This is a genomic window from Acidimicrobiales bacterium (assembly GCA_040219515.1).
Taxonomy (GTDB): Bacteria; Actinomycetota; Acidimicrobiia; order Acidimicrobiales; family Aldehydirespiratoraceae; genus JAJRXC01.
Genome location: JAVJSI010000011.1, coordinates 120,653 through 136,813, shown reverse-complemented (window position 1 = coordinate 136,813; position 16,161 = coordinate 120,653). Strand labels below are relative to the sequence as shown.

Sequence of the window (16,161 nt, the reverse complement as noted above, 5' to 3'; positions counted from 1 at the left end):
GCCGCCGCTGGTCGCGGTCGGTACCATGGAGTCATGGACGTCACCGAGGCCAAGCAGAAGGTTCGCGCCGAGATCGATCGGCTCACCCCGACCCTGCTCGAGGTCTCCCACGAGATCCATGCCCACCCCGAGCTGAACTTCGAGGAACACTTCGCCCACGACACGCTGACAGGGGTCCTCGAGGACCAGGGGCTCGGCGTCGAACGTGGCGCCTACGACATGCCCACCGCCTTCGACGCCCGCGTGGGCGGCGAAGGGCCGACGATCGCCGTCTGTTGCGAATACGACGCGCTCCCGGGCATCGGTCACGCCTGCGGCCACAACATCATCGCCGCGGCCGGCCTGGGTGCCGGCCTGGCCGCCGCCACGGTCGCCGACGCCCTCGGCGGGCGCCTGGCGATCCTCGGCACACCGGCCGAGGAGGGCGGCGGCGGCAAGGAGTTCATGATCCGGCGCGGCGCGTTCGACCAGATCGACGCGGCGATGATGGTCCACCCCGCCGACCACGACCTGCGCTGGATGCAGACGATCGCCATCCACACCGTCGATGTCGAGTACGAGGGCCGAGCCGCCCATGCGGCCGCCGCGCCCCACAAGGGTCTCAACGCCCTCGACGCGGCGGTGCTCGGCTACAACAACGTGGCCGCGCTGCGCCAGCACATCCGGCCCGAAGAACGCATCCACGGCGTGTTCACCGATGCCGGCGAGAAGCCCAACATCGTGCCCGAGCACGCGGCGGCACAGTGGTATGTGCGTTCCGGCAACATGGCGTCGCTCGAGCCCCTCAAGGCCCGGGTGCTGGCCTGCCTCGAGGCCGGGGCCGCGGCGACCGGCTGCACGATGACCCACCAGTGGAACGATCCGCCGTTCCTCGACATGATCGACAACACACCGCTGCTCGACCTCTACTGCGCCAACGCGGCCGACGTCGGTCGGGTCGTGGCGGAACCCAACCCGATGTCGATCGTCGCCGGCAGCACCGACATGGGCAACGTGTCCTACGCCGTTCCCGCCATCCATCCCATGATCAAGGTCGCGCCGGAGGGCTGCGCGATCCACACGCCCGACTTCGCCGGCCACGCCCGCAGCGAAGCCGGCGACCGCGCGGTGATCGATGGTGCACTCGCGATGGCCCTCACGATCGTCGATCTCTGGGCCGACGCAGCCACCATGGGAGCGGTCCGCGGTGCCTTCCCCTCGACGCAATAGGATCTCCGACCGATGACGGTCTACATCGCCGAGGAGTTCACCGCCGACGAGGCCGACATCCTCCGCCGCTATTTCACGAACCTCGACCAGCCGGTCTTCGCCCTGGTGAATCTGCCCGAGGTCGTCAAGGGCGCGCTGTTCGCCCGCTACTCACGCTCGCCGCTCAGTCTGCGCCGCCTCTTCCTCCAGGAATTCGTGGGCGATCTCGACATCGAGGGTGACCAGACCATCGATGCCACGGTCGGACTGCGTCGGGCCGAGGAGCTCTACGACAAGGTCTTCTTCGAGTACGGCGACGACAGCGTGGCCCAGCTCGGGGGCGTACACCTGGCCTGTGAGCAGGCCAGCAACGTGCTCACGAAGGTGCTCGAGTGGGGCCGCCTCATGGCCTATCTCGAACAGAGCACCCGCTACATCGCCTACGACCAACGACTGGGCGGCCGCTACCGCTACTACCGCGATCCCGACATCCTGAGCAGCCCCCTTGGCACCCGCTACGTCGCCGACATGGACCGGATCTTCGACTCCTACTCGGGCCTGGTGCCGCAGATGCAGGAGTTCTTCAAGGCGATCACCCCCAAGGCCGGCACCGACAGCGACTTCGCATACCGCACCGCCATCAAGGCCCGCGCCCTCGACGCGGTGCGAGGCATGCTGCCCGCTTCGTCGCTGTCGAACCTCGGGATCTACGGCACCGGCCAGGCCTACGAGGCGCTGTTGCTGCGGATGCGGTCGCACCCGCTGCCCGAGAGCCGGGCCTATGCCGACCTGATGCTCACCGAGCTGCGCAAGGTCGTGCCGTCATTCCTCAAGCGCGTCGATCTCCCGGATCGCGGCGAGCGCACCAGCGCCTATCTCGCCGACACACGCGACTCGATGGACGCGGTCGTCGACCATCTCTTCGGCGACGAGACCGGCGGTGTCGTCGCCGACGACGTCGTGGACCTGGTCGACTTCGACCCCGACGGCGAGGTCAAGGTCGTCGCCGCCATGCTCTATCCCCACACATCGCTGTCGGAGACCACCATCGAAGCGCGTGTACGCACGATGTCGGTCGAGGACCGCCTCGACGTCATCAAGGCCTACGTCGGCCATCGGGAGAACCGCCGGCAACGACCCGGTCGGGCCTTCGAGCGCACCGACTATCGATTCGACGTGCTCTCCGACTATGGCGCCTTCCGGGATCTCCAGCGCCACCGGATGCTCACGATCGACTGGCAGCCGCTGTCGCCGCGCCACGGCTTCGTCATGCCCGAAGCGGTCAGCGCCGCCGGGGTCGAGGGCGAGTTCCGGGCCGCCATGGAACGCTCGGCGTCGCTGCACGCGGCGCTGATGGAGACGCACCCCGATCAGGCGGCCTACGCCGTCTCGCTGGCCTACCGAGTGCGCTACTCGATGCAGTTCAACGCCCGTGAGGCCATGCACATGCTCGAGTTGCGCACCACGCCGCAGGGACACGAGGCCTACCGCCGGGTGTGCCAGCGCATGCACACGGCCATCGCCGAAACCGCCGGGCATCGTGCCCTCGCCGAGGCGATGAAGTTCGTCGATCACTCCGGCGAGCCGGCGCTCGGCCGGCTCGATGCCGAACGCCGAGCCGAAGAACGTCGCCGCAGTCGCGACCTGGGCTGATACTCTCTTCGAACGCGGGTGGAGCCGTAGGAGGCTCCCGTGTACCCGCACTCGCAAATCTGGCGCCCGTTGGCTCTGGCCGGCGCTCTCGTCGCCGCCACGACGTTCGCCACCTCGACCATCACGGTGGCCCCCGGCGACACCCTGTCCGAGCTCGCGGAGCAGCACGGCGTCACCGTGGCCGAGCTCCTCGAGTGGAACGGCCTCGACGACCCTGATCGGGTCATCGCCGGATCGACACTCATCGTGTCGGCCCCCGACGGCGCAGCGCCGGCCACCGCCGCGAGCGGCAAGCACCTGGTCACGGCCGGTGACACCCTCTCGGCGATCGCCGTCCGGTTCAGTACCTCGGTGCGCACCCTCGCGGCAGCCAACGATCTCGCCGACCCCGATCGGATCTATGTCGGCCAGTCGTTGGTGCTCGACGCGTCGGCGACCCCGACGACCACCGCGGCGCCGACGACCACCCACACGGTCGTGACCGGCGACACGCTCAGCACCATCGCCGAGCGCTACGGCGTGAAGACCGGTGTGCTCGCGGCCGACAACGGCATCAGCGACCCCGATCGCATCGTCATCGGCATGGTGCTCACGATCGGAGCGCCGGCACCTGCGGCGCCCCCCACGACGACCACCACGACGACCCCCACGACGACCCCGACCACGACCCCGACCACGACCCCGACGACGACCCCGGCTTCGAGCCCTACGACGACCACGACGGCGACGCCCACGACAACCGAAGCGACCCCGACCACCACGACGGCGGCGCCTCCTGCGTCATCGGGGACCCCGCGTCAGGCTGACGAGGTTCTGCTCGTGCCGATGTTCAGCCGATGGGCCGAGGTCTACGCCGTTCCCCAGGATCTCCTCGAGGCCATCGCCTGGAAGGAATCGAACTGGAGCCCGACCGCAGTGGGCTCGAGCGGCCACATGGGGATCATGCAGCTCAGCGCCGACACCGTCGCCCTGATCGAAGGCGGCCTCCTCGGACGGGACATGGAGCCGCTCGAGGCCGACGACGGCATCCAGATGGGCGCCCGCTACCTGCGCTACCTGCTCGACCGCACCGACAGCGAACGGGCCGCGGTCGCCGCCTGGCGCCAGGGACTGAAGAGCGTGCAGGACAACGGCATCAGCGACAATGGCGGGGCCTACGCCGACGCAATCGAGGAGATCCGCCGCCAGCGCAGCTGAAACAGGCATGATCCACCTCACAATTGCAACAAATCGATCACGGACGTTGCGTGTGCGCTCGCAGTGTCTATGATCCGCCGCAACATCTGAGGCGCAGGAACCCATGGCTGACGAAGACTCCCCTGAAGACGAGATCGACGATCCCGACGTCGACGACGAAGAGATCGACGACGAAGAGTTCGACGACGGCGAGGACGACTTCGAAGTCGACGACGACGCCGTCGTCGACGATGATGACGATGATGATGACGACGACGACGTCCCGACCCCGGCCCGGCCGGCCGACGACGACGAAGAAGATGACGACGACGTCGAAGCCGACCTCGACGCGATCCTGAAGGACCGCATCGCGGCCGGCGATGACGAGGACGAAGACGACGACGAAGACGACAACAAGCCACCGAAGCCGACGCCGACGCCGGCCGGCGAGGCTGAACCGGTCCTCGCACGCCAGGACAACGAGTTCTCCTGCCCCCACTGCTTCCTGCTGGTGAACGCCCGGTCCGTCGTCGACGACGAGTGCCCACATTGCGGGGGACCGGTTCAGGTCCCGTGAGCGACGACGAGGGGCTCGCGGATCAGGTGCTGGACCTCTTCGTCTACGCCCCGATCGGCTTGGCGCTCGAAGCTCGCGAGCTCATTCCCAAACTCGCCGATCGTGGACGCGGACAGATCGCGCTCACCCGCCTGGCCGGACGAATGGCCAGCCAACGAGGACAGGGCGAGGCCCGCAGGGTGATCGACCAGGTGGTCGACGCGGTCGGCACGGTGCTCGCCGGCGAGGCCGGCGACCCACCGGTCGATGACGAGACGCTCGTGGATCTGGCCAACAGCGATCTCGTCGAGCAGCTCGATCTGACCCCTCTACCGATCGACGACTACGACGATCTCACTGCGCCCGAACTCCTGCCATTCCTGTCATCGCTGACAGAGGAGGAGTTGCACACGGTGCTGCGCTACGAACAGGCCCACCGCAGCCGAGCGACCGTCATCAATCGCGTCCGCCAGCTGCAGAGCTGATCCCGTGGACGTGGCAGCCCGAGAAGCCCGCGCCGATGACCTCGAGGTCGTCACCGCACTGTGCGAGTCGGCCATCGCCGAGCTTCGCCCCAACCGCGGCGGCGACATATGGAGCCAGTGGGAAGCGCGGTCCGAGCCGGTCGGCCCCGCGCTGGCGCAATCGATCGACGACGACGAGGCCGTCCTCCTGACCGGCACCATCGACGACGTGGTGGTCGGCTACAGCGCCTGTGAGCTCCACTGGCTGCACGACGGTCGGCTCGTCGGCCATCTCCGCGATCTCTACGTCATGCCCGAAGCCCGCGGTGTGGGCGTGGGTGAGGCGCTGATGCACGCCGTCGACGAGTGGTGCCGGAAGAAGGGGTGCGTCGGCGTCGACTCGATCGCCCTCCCCGGCGACCGGGCGACGAAGAACTTCTTCGAGTCGTTCGGCATGGTCGCTCGGGCGCTCCGGGTCCACCGGTCCCTGTAGCGCGTTCGGGTCAGCGACCCTTCCACACGGGGTCACGCTTCTCTATGAAGGCTCGTGGGCCCTCGGCAAAGTCCTCGGTCGTAGAGAGCTCGGCCAGGACCGTCCCCGCCGCCCTCATGCCCTCTCGATCGCTCTGTCCGGGGGCATCGAGGATGAGCTGCCGGCTGGCTCGCACCGCGAGCGGCGCGTTGGCCGTGATGCGGCCGGCGAGGGCCATTGCGGCGTCGACCGAACTGCCCGGCGCGCAGACCTCGTTGATCATGCCGAAGTGCGCAGCGCGTTCGGCATCGATGGTGTCGCCGGTGATGGCGAGCTCCATCGCGATGGCAGGCGGAAGCACCCGGGGAAGGCGCACGAGACCGCCGGCGGCGGCAACCAACGATCGCTTCACCTCGGGGATGCCGAACTTCGACGCGGACGACGCCACCCGCAGATCGCAGGCCAGCGCGATCTCGGTGCCGCCGGCCACGGCGTGGCCGTCGACGGCGGCGATCAGCGGCTTGGTGCGTTCGCGACTGACGATGCCACCGAAGCCGCCCCGCTTCGTGGCCAACCCGCCGGCGTTGCCGGCGGCGATCTCCTTGAGGTCGGCGCCGGCGCAGAACACCGGGCCGTCGTGGGTGAGAATGCCCACCCAGAGGTCGTCATCGTCCTCGAGACGGTCGATCGCGCCCTCGATGGCCTCGGCCATCGCAGCGTTGATCGCGTTGCGGGCCTCCACCCGCTGGAGCGTGATGATCGCCACATGGCCGTCGACCCGGAAATCGATCATTCGGCGACCCGGGGTGCGTCGTCGGCGGGAGCAGGTGTCTCCTCCACCGGAGCCGGCGTTGCATCGATGGCGGCGGGCGCCGGTGCGTCCTGCTCGGGAGCGGTCGCGGCGACGGGCGCGTCGGCTTCGGGCGCAACGGACTCGGGCCCGGCGGCGGGCTTGGGCGGCGGCGGGGGAGTGCGGCGGCCACCCTTCTTGCGGGGCGCCGGCGGCTCGACGCCGAACAGGGCGGCGATGGCGGGCACCTTGGTTGCGTGCTTGCGCACTGCCGAGAGCAACTGATCGTTGGGTGTGGCCGGAACACCCTCGGGGATCACGAGGCCCTTGACGGGGGAGAAGGCGACCGCATCGAGCACTGTGGCCCAGCGGTCCTGGGTGATCTCGCTGGTGAGCGACGCCGAGGCGGCAGCGGCCAGCCGCTCGGCCATGTCGGGCGGCAGCGGGGCACCGGCCTTGGGCGGGCGCGAACTGTGCCGCAGGGCCCGCACGGTGCGGCCCTCCTGGATGTTCTCGGCCAGCTCGTCGAGCCACTTGCGATGTTCGGCATCGACACGAGCGGTGAGACCGTCGCGCAGCTGGTCGGCGAGCGCTCGGGACTCGTCGTCACGAGCGGCGGAGTCGGCCGCCACCACGACGCTGCGAATGTCCTTCACATCGATCTCGGTGATGCCGGCCAGCGCAGCCTCGGCCCGATCGCGCCATTCGGCGGCCTTGAGCTTCGGCGCCAGCTTCTCGGCGAGCGCGACCAGCGGCTCGGTCTTGATCTTGGGCATTCCCTCGGCCACGGCCTTCTCGTTCATGCGGTCGACCGCCTGACGCAGGCCGGGAACACCGCCCTTGAAGACTTCTTCGGCCAGCTGGTGCTGGATCTCCGGCAGCGCCGTGAGCGCGGCCTGACGATGGGCCCGGCCCGGGCGCAGACGCGGCGCCTTCGGACGGGCCGGCGCCTTCGGTCGTTCGCGTCGCTCACCGCGACCACCCTCGCTGCGCCCGCCACCACGTCCGCCGTCGCTGCGGCCACCGCGGTCGTCACGACCGCCTCTACCACGACCGCCGTCACGACCACGACCACGATCGCCGTCACGACCGCGACCGCCGCCACGGTCGCCGTCGCGTCCCCGGCCGCGGCCCTTGCCTGCGAGCACCGAGGTGACCAGCGGCTCGTCGCGACCGGAGCCGAGCAGCTCGATCGTCTCGGGCTCCTTGCGTCCGCCCTTGGGCGGGAAGATCGTGGTGATCTCGAGTCCTTCGAGATAGGCCTCGGCCTCGACCTTCACGACATCGCCGATGCCGACGCCCTCGGGGACGAGCGAGCCGTCGAGCACCCCCTTCGGCTTCTTCGCCCCCGCGGCGCGCCACGTCCAAGTGCCGTCGTCGCGAGATGAGGTGAGTTCGATGTCCAGCCTGCGTGCCACGGTGGGCAACCGTATCGGCGCCCGCACCCCGGAGCGACTCCCCGGGGGCGAACACCGCGTAAATCAGAGCTGGAGCGACTTGGTCTGCAGGAACTCCTCGATGCCGTAGGGCCCGTTCTCGCGGCCGTAACCCGACTGCTTGTAGCCACCGAACGGGGCCTGGATGTTGAAGCTGCCGCCGTTGACATCGACCGCACCGGTGCGCATACGACGAGCGACCTTCATGGCTCGCTCCTCGGAGCCCCACACCCCGCCGGCCAGGCCGTAGAGGCTGTCGTTGGCGATGGCGACGGCGTCGTCATCATCGTCGTAGGCGATGATCGAGAGCACCGGCCCGAAGATCTCCTCCTGGGCGATGGTCATCGAGTTCTCGACATCGGCGAACACCGTCGGCTTCACGTAGTAGCCGGTGTCGAGACCCTCGGGCTTGCCGAGTCCGCCGGCGACCACGCGAGCGCCCTCGTCGATGCCCTTCTGGATGTAGCCCTGGACACGGTCCCACTGGGCCTGCGAGATGAGCGGACCCATGTGCATGCCCTCCTCGGTGGGCGACTTCACCTCCATCGCCTCGGCTGCGGCAGCGGCGATGGCCACGCCCTCCTCGTAGCGAGAGCGGGGGAGGAGCATGCGGGTGTGGGCGGTGCACGTCTGGCCGTTGTTGAGGTACGCGGCGAACACGCCACCGCCGATGGCGGCGCCGTAGTCCTCGACGTCGTCGAGGATGATGTTGGCCGACTTGCCGCCGAGCTCGAGGGCGACCCGCTTGACCGTCTCGGCGGCCACGGCGGCCACGCGCTTTCCGGCTCGGGTCGAACCGGTGAACGACACCATGTCGATGTCGGGGTGCGACGCGATGCGTTCGCCGACCTCGGGTCCGGTGCCCATGACCATGTTGAAGACACCGGCCGGAAGTCCGACGTCGTGGATGATCTCGGCCAGGATGTAGGCGTTGAGCGGGGCGATCTCGGTGGGCTTGAGCACGACCGTGCACCCTGCGGCGAAGGCGCCGCCGATCTTGCAGATGATCTGGTGGAGCGGGTAGTTCCACGGCGTGATGCAGCCGACGACACCAACCGGCTCCTTCACCACCAGGCTGTTGCCGATCGTCTCCTCCCACTGGACCTCGCCGAGCAGGTTGGCGTAGCTCTCCATGTTCATCATGGGGAGCCCGGCCTGGATCATCCCGGCCCAGGTGATGGGCATGCCGACCTCGCCGGCGATGACCTCGGCGATCTCGCCGCTGCGGGCGGCGAGGCCCTCGTGGAGTCGACGAAGGTACTTCTGTCGCTCCTCGACGTCGGTCTGGCTCCACGCCGGAAACGCCGCCTTCGCCGCGGCAACAGCCTTGTCGACGTCGGCCGCGACGCCGTTGGGAATCCGTCCCATGACCTCTTCGGTGGCGGCATTGATGACGTCGATGGAGCCAGCGCCCTCGGAGGGCACCCACGCCCCGTCGATGTAGATCTGGTCGTAGTCGCGCATGTGGTGCCTCTCAGCCTGGATGGGGAGTGGGATGGGGGTCTACCACCCACTCTGCCACTCGGCGGAGTCGACGTCACTCCGGGACCTTGGTCCCTTCCCCCGTATTGCCCACGGAACGCATCGTGGTGTCCGCGTCGGCATCGACGCGCGTCCGATCGGAGTCTTCATGCCCACCCCCCGTTTCCGCTGGTTGCTCTTCGGGCTGCTCGTTTTCGTGCTCGCCTCGTGCGCGGAGGACGACGCGCTGGGCGGCGAGGTCGCAATGGGTGAGATCAGTGCCGATGCCACCGTTCCGCTCATCGACCTGACGGAGTTCGCCATCCGCGGCGATCTTGCCGTGCCCGAGGGCCACGTGGTGCTCGATGTGCTGAACCAGGGAGCGGCACCGCACAACCTGCGGCTCGCCGACGGCCCCATCACCGCCGACCTCAACGCCGGCGATGGCACCTTCCTCGATCTCGGCGAGCTGTCACCGGGCACGTACGAACTCTTGTGCGAGCTCCCGGGCCACCGCGAATCCGGAATGACGGCGACCCTCGAGGTCGTACCGAGCGCGGACTCCGGCGCCGTGACGATCTCGACGGAGCGCACCGAAGAGCACGACTGGGCCCACCTCGACGCCGCGATGATCGACTCGATCAATGCGTTCCCGGCCGAGACCGAGGGGCTCGGCAACATCCCGCTCGAGCCGACGATCCTGCCCGACGGCACCAAGGAGTTCGACCTGACCGTGGCGATCACCCCCTGGGAGGTGTCACCGGGTGTGATCGTCGACGCCTGGACGTACAACGGCATGGTCCCCGGCCCCGAGATCAGGGTGGACGTGGGTGACAAGGTCCGGGTCAACGTGCAGAACGACCTGCCGCTGGGCACCGACATCCACTGGCACGGCGTCCACACGCCCAACGACCAGGACGGCGTCGCGCCCCTCACCCAGGACCTCATCGAGTCCGGAGACGACTATGTCTACGAATTCGTGGCCGACGAGCCGGCGATCGGGATGTACCACGCCCACCACCACGGCCAGATGGCGATCCCCAACGGGCTCTTCGGGGTGTTCAGCATCGGCGAGTTGCCGATTCCGCGGGGTCAGACGATCGGCGGCAACACGATTCCCGAGGACCTCGTCATCGACCACGAGATCCCGATGGTGCTCAACGACGCCGGGGTGATCGGCTACTCGCTGAACGGCAAGTCGTTCCCGGCCACCGAACCGTACGTGGTCGCACCCGGCGACTGGATCGCCGTCACGTACTACAACGAGGGTCTCCAGATCCATCCGATGCACCTGCACCAGTTCCCGCAGCTGGTGTTCGCCAAGGACGGCTTCCCGCTCGACAATCCGTACTACGCCGACACCGTCAACGTGGCACCGGGGGAGCGATACACCGTGCTGATCCAGGCCACCGACCTGGGCACCTGGGTCTGGCACTGCCACATCCTCACCCACGTCGAGAAGGAGGAGGGCATGTTCGGCATGGTCACGGCCATGGTGGTTGCCTGACCTCAACCGGTGACCAGGTCTGCGGGGTCGGTGTTGGCCCCGCAGACCACCACCACGACCCGCTCGTCGTGCTGGGGCCGCCACGCGCCGCTGTGGAGCGCGGCATAGGCAGTGGCGCCACCCATCTCGGCGACGAGCTGCGCCTCGTCCCAGAGCGACTGACGGGCCGCGATGATCGCCTCGTCGCTCACCAGGACCGACTCGGCCCGGGTCTCGAGCACCGACCAGGGTACGGCGCCGATCTGGCGGGCACCCAGGGAGTCGGCCGCGATGCTGTCGATCTCCACCGGCACAGGCTCTCCGGCCGCAAGTGCAGCATGGAGGCAGCAGGACTGCGCCGGCTCGACGCACACCAGGCGAACGTGGGGGAGCGCGGCCGCAATGCCGCCCGCAAGCCCGCCACCGCCGGTCGCGACGACGACCGTGTCGACCGCCTCCAGTTGCTGCTCGATCTCGATCCCGAGTGTGCCCTGCCCGGCGACCGTGAGCGGGGCATCGAAGGGGTGAATGGCGAGTGCCCCCGACTCGACGATCCGTTCGTCGCAGGCGGCCTGGGCATCTGCGTAGAGCGCCCCGGCCACGCGGACATCGGCGCCGAGTGCGCGGATGCGTCCGATCTTGACCGGCGCCGCCGTCGTGGGGACGTGGATCTCTGCGCGAACGCCCAGCTCACGGGCGATGTATGCCACCGCAGCACCGTGATTGCCCCCGGACGCGGCGATGAGGCCGGCCTCGGGCACGCCCTGCGCCAGCACCGAGTTGAACCCACCCCGCACCTTGAACGAACCCGAGTGCTGGAACAGCTCGAGCTTGAGGGTGATGGGCGCGCCCTCGGGCGTCGAGAACTCCATCACCGGCGTGCGCCGCACCCGTCCCCGGATACGTCCGTACGCCGCATCGACGGCCACACGAGCGATCATCCGGACTCGCTAGGCCAGACGGCGGGGCGAGAAGGCCATGCTGTACGTGTCCGTTGGCTTCTCGGCCAGGGGAGTGGCGACCTGCTCCACGGTGGGGCCGATGCCGAGTGGCTCGAGCGCCGCCATGTCGAGGTCGTACACCTCAGCGGCCGTCTCGCCGAGCACCTTGCGGAGGTCAGCCTCGTTCCAGTCGTGGAACGTGTGTTGCAACGACTCGAGCGTGTAGGGGTAGGTGCCTTCCTTGTGGGGGTAGTCGCTTCCCCACATCACCCGGTCGACGCCGAGCGCCTGCATCGCCACGGCCTCGTCGGGCGACGGCATGCTCGCGCCCATCCAGCAGTTGCGGTGGAAATAGAACGACGGGGCGTGGGGGAGCAGGTCCTCGGGTGCGGGCATCTCGCCGACCCGGCCGTTCTCCTTGAACAGACCCCAGTAGACGTCCATCCGGGCCAGCACATCGGGTACCCAGCCCACGGCCTGCTCCGTCATGACGAACTTCAGCCCCGGGTAGCGCTCGAACACGCCGCCGATGATGAGGTGCCAGAGGCTTCGGTTGGCGAAGAAGGGCACCTCCATCAGCATCAACATGTTGCGTCCGGGGGATCCCTCGATGTCGGGGATGCCGGCGCCGCCGTGCTGGTTGATCGGCAGCCCGGTTTCCTGCGCGGCGGCCCACACCGGGTCGTAGATCGGGTCCCAGAGGGCGGGCACGCCGGCATCGGGCGGAATGGCCGAGAAGAGAATGCCCTTCAGCCCGTGCTCCTTGGCCCAGTGGATCTCCGCCACCGCCGCCGCGACGTCGTTGGGGAAGATCTGCGCGAGGCCGGCGCGGCGGCCGGGCAGCTCGGCGCACCAGTCGGCCAGCCATCGATTGTGGGCGGTGAGCCCGGCCTGGCGCAGCTCGTGATCGCGACCGCTCGCCGGTGGCCGCACGACCAGCTGACCCGTGGGAAAGAACGGCGGCACGGTGTTCGGGAACACGATCTCGGCGGACTGGAGATCACCCTCGAGTTCACGCTGGCGATAGTCGTTGTCCCAGTTGCGCACCCGGGTCGGATCCTCGAGGTCCGAGAACGGGTTCACGTACGAGTCGGCCCATGCCTCGAACTCGTCGTGGTACTCGGCGGCCAGATACGGCTTGTAGCCCGGGATGTCGGCCCCGGCGTGACAGTCGGCCGAAATGATGGTGTAGCGATCCTGAGCCATGTCACCTGTCTAGCTCTCCCTTCTCACCCCGTAAACGCCGGAAATCATCGTTATGTCAAGTCGAGTCGATTCGAGGGACGACGATTCTCCATGGTCGGGTTCAGGTCGCCGACGCGACGACCGATGACATGACGAACGCGTTACAGTCGGCCCGCGACGGGCCGGAGGATTCATGTCGACACTGCATTCCAATCTCCGCCGAGCGATCGCTGCGGCGGTCGTCGTCGCCGTGGTCTTCGCCGTCTCACCGGCGGCGGCCGTCGATGAGACCGAAGCCGAGCAGGTGCTGCTGGCGCCCTTCGCCTGCGGCACCGAGTGGCAGGGCACGACCTACTCGGGCCATGGCCACGACGACCTCACGCTCGACCTCAACCGGACGAGCCTCGTGTGGCCCGACCCCCTGCACGACCTCGACCAGCCGATCCTCGCCCAAGGCGACGGCGTGGTGGTCCATGTCGCACAGGACGGCTGGAACAGCGGCGCGGGCACGTATCTCGAGGTCGACTACGGCGACGTGACTGCGGTCTACGTACACCTGGTCGAGAACTCGATCGCAGTCGAACTCCACGACACGGTCACCACCGGCGATCTCCTGGGACTCCTGGGCAACACCGGCAACATCTTCAGCAGCACTGCAGAGAAGCTCGCCCACCTGCACCTCGCCTACTGGGACAGCTCCGGTGCCGAGGACTCCCGCTCCTATCTGCTGGACACCCAGATTCCCGTGCGGATCGACGGCGTGGACTACATCGCCACCGCCGAGCCCCGTAGCCCGGCACCGCCCTTCGTCTCCACCAACTGTGATGGCGCGCCGATTCCCGCCACGCCGGCACCCCGGTCCGAGCCCACGCCACCGGCCTATCCGTTCAGCGACATCGAGGCCGGCTCGTTCGCCTACGACGACATCGCGCTGCTCTACGAACTGGCGATCACCGAAGGCACCGGGCCCGAGAGCTACGCACCCGACCGGACGGTCGATCGCGAGCAGATGGCGGCGTTCCTCGCCCGTATCTGGCGCCTGATGGCCCCCGACACGCCGGCCCCGGAGGGCGACTACCCGTTCGACGACGTCGACACCGATTCCTTCGCCTATGACGACATCGCGCTGCTGTTCGAGCTCGGCATCACGACCGGCACCGGCCAGACCACCTACTCCCCCGGCCGCTCGGTGAGCCGTGAGCAGATGGCCGCGTTCCTCAGTCGGATTCACGAGAAGCTGGCCGAACCGGCCCTGGCCGCAGCCTCCGCGCTCCCCGCCGAGCCCGACACGATCGGCCCCGGCCCGATCTTCGCCGACTACCCCTTCGACGACGTCGAACCCGGCTCCTTCGCCTACGGCGACATCGCCCAGATCCATCAGCTCGGCATCACCACGGGCACCAGCGCCACCACCTACTCCCCTGCCCAGACGGTCGACCGCGAGCAGATGGCGGCGTTCCTCGCCCGCGTCTACCGGCTCCTCGAGACCACGGAGTAGCCCTCGTCCGCTTGCCGCTGTCGGCACCCGATGTGAAGATGGTCACATGATCGGCACGACACGACGACTCACCCTTCCGCTCGTTCTCCTACTCGCCCTGCTCGCGGCGGCGTGCACCGTCGACGTCGGCGCCACGACGCTCACGGTCGTGCAGGCGCAGGAGGACGGGTTCTTCGAAAACGGTGACGAGCCCTACGTCGCAGTGATCAAGTGGCGGGTCATTCCCGGCACGGCAGGATCCGCGTCGGCGGAGTTCATCGGCAACCTGGCCGAACTCGGCAGCGGCGCCGACGACGGTGCCGTGCTCAGCATCCCGTCGTCGATGGGTGCGGTGCAGTTCCCCAACGTGCAGAACTCGACGTTCGACGACCTGATCGCGTTCGGGAAGGTGCCGGAACTCGTCGGCACCGTGATGATCGTGATGGAGAGCGACCTCACCCCGTGGGGCACGATCAACAACCTGATGAACGACGTCGAGTCCGCGCTGCAGGCCGAACTCGTGAACCAGGTCGAGCCCCTGACCATCGCCCAGCTCACCGACCCGCAGGCCGTTGCCGCTGCGCTCACCACGGCGGCCGCGAACGTCGAGGCGGCGGTGACCCCGGGCATCTGGGACTCGATCCTGTTGTTCCTCGGTTCGCTCGGCAATCCCGATGACCCGATCGACGTCGGTTTCACGGTGTGGGTCGCCGCCTACGGCCCACTCGGTCAGCTCATCGACCAGAACCTGCTCAGCGCGCTGCCGCCCGGCTCGACCGGCGGTGTCTGGTTCAACAGCGTCGAGCCGATCTCGACCACCGTGCGTTTCAGCGGCGACGGCGCGATCTACGACGTCGACCTCGTCGCAACGACCGGCCCATAGCGTCGAGGGGGTATGGCCACGCACATCCGGTTCCCCGACATCAGCCCGACCGCGTGGGAACACCCCACCGACCGGGCCGCACTCAACGCGCTGCGGCGCATCCCCGGGTTCGACCTCGTGCTGCGCAAACTCGTCGGCATGTTCGGTGAGAAGTCGGTTCGCCTCACGTTCAAGGCCAACGCGGTCAAGGTCGGCGAGACCCAGTACCCGTGGGTCCACCAGCGGCTGCTGAAGGTGTGCGACACGTTCGATCTGGCCGACGTGCCCGAGCTCTACATCTCCCAGACACCCCTGGTCAATGCCGGTGCCGTCGGGTTCGACGAGCCGTTCATCGTGCTCAACTCCTCGACGGTCGAGATCCTCGACCGCGACGAGCTCGAGGCCGTCATCGCCCACGAGGTCGCCCACATCATGAGTGGCCACGCCGTGTATCGCACGATGCTGTTCATCCTGATGCGGTTCGCGCTCACCCGCTATCCGCTGGCCGGCGTCGCCGTCCGTCCCGTGCTCTACGGGCTGCTCGAATGGTCGCGGCGCTCCGAGCTCTCCTGCGACCGGGCCGGCTTGCTCGCAACCCAGGACCCCACCGTCGTCATGGGCGCGCTGATGCGCATCGCCGGCGGCAGCCGCGGCGAACAACTCGACCTCGACGCCTTCATCGCCCAGAGCGACGAGTACCGCGACGACGGCGACACCCTGGCCGGCATCTACAAGGTGCTCGCCGCCCTCGGCGCCACCCACCCCTTCGCGGTGGTCCGGGTGGCCGAGCTACGCGACTGGATCGACAGCGGCGACTACCAGACGATCCTCGACGGCGACTATCGCACCCCGAGCGACGACGCCGAGCAGCCCTACTCCGAGGACCTGGGCGATGCTGCGGCCGGGTATGCGGCCAGCGCCCGGAAGATCGTGGACGACGTCGGCGCCAAGGTCGGCTCGGTCGCCGAGAAGGTCAGCGGCGCCTGGCGCGCCGAGCGCGACACCTGACGGCGA

The 16,161-nt window shown here is 68.5% G+C and carries 15 protein-coding genes; 10 read left to right on the top strand and 5 right to left on the bottom strand.

Annotated elements, in window-relative coordinates; genetic code table 11:
- Window positions 1–33: 33 nt before the first annotated feature.
- From RIB98_10410 to RIB98_10385, 6 genes are all read left to right on the top strand, one after another.
- The gene (locus RIB98_10410; protein MEQ8841385.1) at window positions 34–1,209 is read left to right on the top strand and encodes a M20 family metallopeptidase; all 1,176 of its coding nucleotides are present in this window, start codon (window positions 34–36) and stop codon (window positions 1,207–1,209) included.
- Between the two features lie 12 nt (window positions 1,210–1,221).
- Complete coding sequence (locus RIB98_10405; GenBank protein ID MEQ8841384.1) at window positions 1,222–2,841, top strand: FAD-dependent thymidylate synthase; 1,620 nt, start codon at window positions 1,222–1,224, stop codon at window positions 2,839–2,841.
- A gap of 39 nt (window positions 2,842–2,880) precedes the next feature.
- The gene (locus RIB98_10400; GenBank protein MEQ8841383.1) at window positions 2,881–4,038 is read left to right on the top strand and encodes a LysM peptidoglycan-binding domain-containing protein; all 1,158 of its coding nucleotides are present in this window, start codon (window positions 2,881–2,883) and stop codon (window positions 4,036–4,038) included.
- A 103-nt stretch (window positions 4,039–4,141) separates the two neighbouring features.
- Window positions 4,142–4,594 carry a hypothetical protein gene (locus RIB98_10395; protein MEQ8841382.1) on the top strand — a complete coding sequence of 151 codons (453 nt, stop codon included), beginning with the start codon at window positions 4,142–4,144 and terminating at the stop codon, window positions 4,592–4,594.
- Window positions 4,591–5,058, top strand: a complete 468-nt coding sequence (locus RIB98_10390) for a hypothetical protein (protein MEQ8841381.1) — start codon at window positions 4,591–4,593, stop codon at window positions 5,056–5,058. The genes RIB98_10395 and RIB98_10390 overlap by 4 nt, the downstream gene beginning before the upstream one ends.
- 10 nt (window positions 5,059–5,068) lie before the next feature.
- Window positions 5,069–5,530 (top strand): GNAT family N-acetyltransferase, encoded by a 462-nt coding sequence (locus RIB98_10385; protein MEQ8841380.1) that lies wholly within the window; start codon window positions 5,069–5,071, stop codon window positions 5,528–5,530.
- A gap of 10 nt (window positions 5,531–5,540) precedes the next feature.
- Here RIB98_10385 and RIB98_10380 read toward each other — a convergent pair whose 3' ends face one another.
- The 3 genes from RIB98_10380 to RIB98_10370 all read right to left on the bottom strand — a co-directional run bounded on the left by RIB98_10380 (window position 5,541) and on the right by RIB98_10370 (window position 9,199).
- A complete protein-coding gene (locus RIB98_10380; protein MEQ8841379.1) occupies window positions 5,541–6,302 on the bottom strand; it encodes a crotonase/enoyl-CoA hydratase family protein in 762 nt (253 codons plus the stop codon).
- On the bottom strand, window positions 6,299–7,717 hold the full coding sequence (locus tag RIB98_10375; GenBank protein ID MEQ8841378.1) for a hypothetical protein: 1,419 nt from the start codon (window positions 7,715–7,717) through the stop codon (window positions 6,299–6,301). Before RIB98_10375 ends, RIB98_10380 begins: the two co-directional genes overlap by 4 nt.
- Before the next feature lie 63 nt (window positions 7,718–7,780).
- The gene (locus RIB98_10370; protein MEQ8841377.1) at window positions 7,781–9,199 is read right to left on the bottom strand and encodes an aldehyde dehydrogenase family protein; all 1,419 of its coding nucleotides are present in this window, start codon (window positions 9,197–9,199) and stop codon (window positions 7,781–7,783) included.
- 166 nt (window positions 9,200–9,365) lie between these two features.
- On the opposite strand from RIB98_10370, the gene RIB98_10365 reads away from it, so the two are divergent.
- Window positions 9,366–10,703 carry a multicopper oxidase domain-containing protein gene (locus tag RIB98_10365; GenBank protein MEQ8841376.1) on the top strand — a complete coding sequence of 446 codons (1,338 nt, stop codon included), beginning with the start codon at window positions 9,366–9,368 and terminating at the stop codon, window positions 10,701–10,703.
- A gap of 2 nt (window positions 10,704–10,705) precedes the next feature.
- Here RIB98_10365 and RIB98_10360 read toward each other — a convergent pair whose 3' ends face one another.
- Both RIB98_10360 and RIB98_10355 read right to left on the bottom strand, forming a co-directional pair.
- A complete protein-coding gene (locus RIB98_10360) occupies window positions 10,706–11,623 on the bottom strand; it encodes a threonine/serine dehydratase (GenBank protein MEQ8841375.1) in 918 nt (305 codons plus the stop codon).
- A gap of 9 nt (window positions 11,624–11,632) precedes the next feature.
- Window positions 11,633–12,829, bottom strand: a complete 1,197-nt coding sequence (locus RIB98_10355; GenBank protein MEQ8841374.1) for an amidohydrolase family protein — start codon at window positions 12,827–12,829, stop codon at window positions 11,633–11,635.
- A gap of 172 nt (window positions 12,830–13,001) precedes the next feature.
- On the opposite strand from RIB98_10355, the gene RIB98_10350 reads away from it, so the two are divergent.
- The 3 genes from RIB98_10350 to RIB98_10340 are packed head-to-tail and all read left to right on the top strand — an operon-like array spanning window position 13,002 to window position 16,155.
- Window positions 13,002–14,306 (top strand): S-layer homology domain-containing protein, encoded by a 1,305-nt coding sequence (locus tag RIB98_10350; protein ID MEQ8841373.1) that lies wholly within the window; start codon window positions 13,002–13,004, stop codon window positions 14,304–14,306.
- Between the two features lie 46 nt (window positions 14,307–14,352).
- Entirely contained in the window at window positions 14,353–15,168 is an 816-nt protein-coding gene (locus RIB98_10345; GenBank protein MEQ8841372.1) for a hypothetical protein, read from the top strand.
- A gap of 12 nt (window positions 15,169–15,180) precedes the next feature.
- The gene (locus tag RIB98_10340) at window positions 15,181–16,155 is read left to right on the top strand and encodes a M48 family metallopeptidase (protein MEQ8841371.1); all 975 of its coding nucleotides are present in this window, start codon (window positions 15,181–15,183) and stop codon (window positions 16,153–16,155) included.
- Window positions 16,156–16,161: the final 6 nt, after the last annotated feature.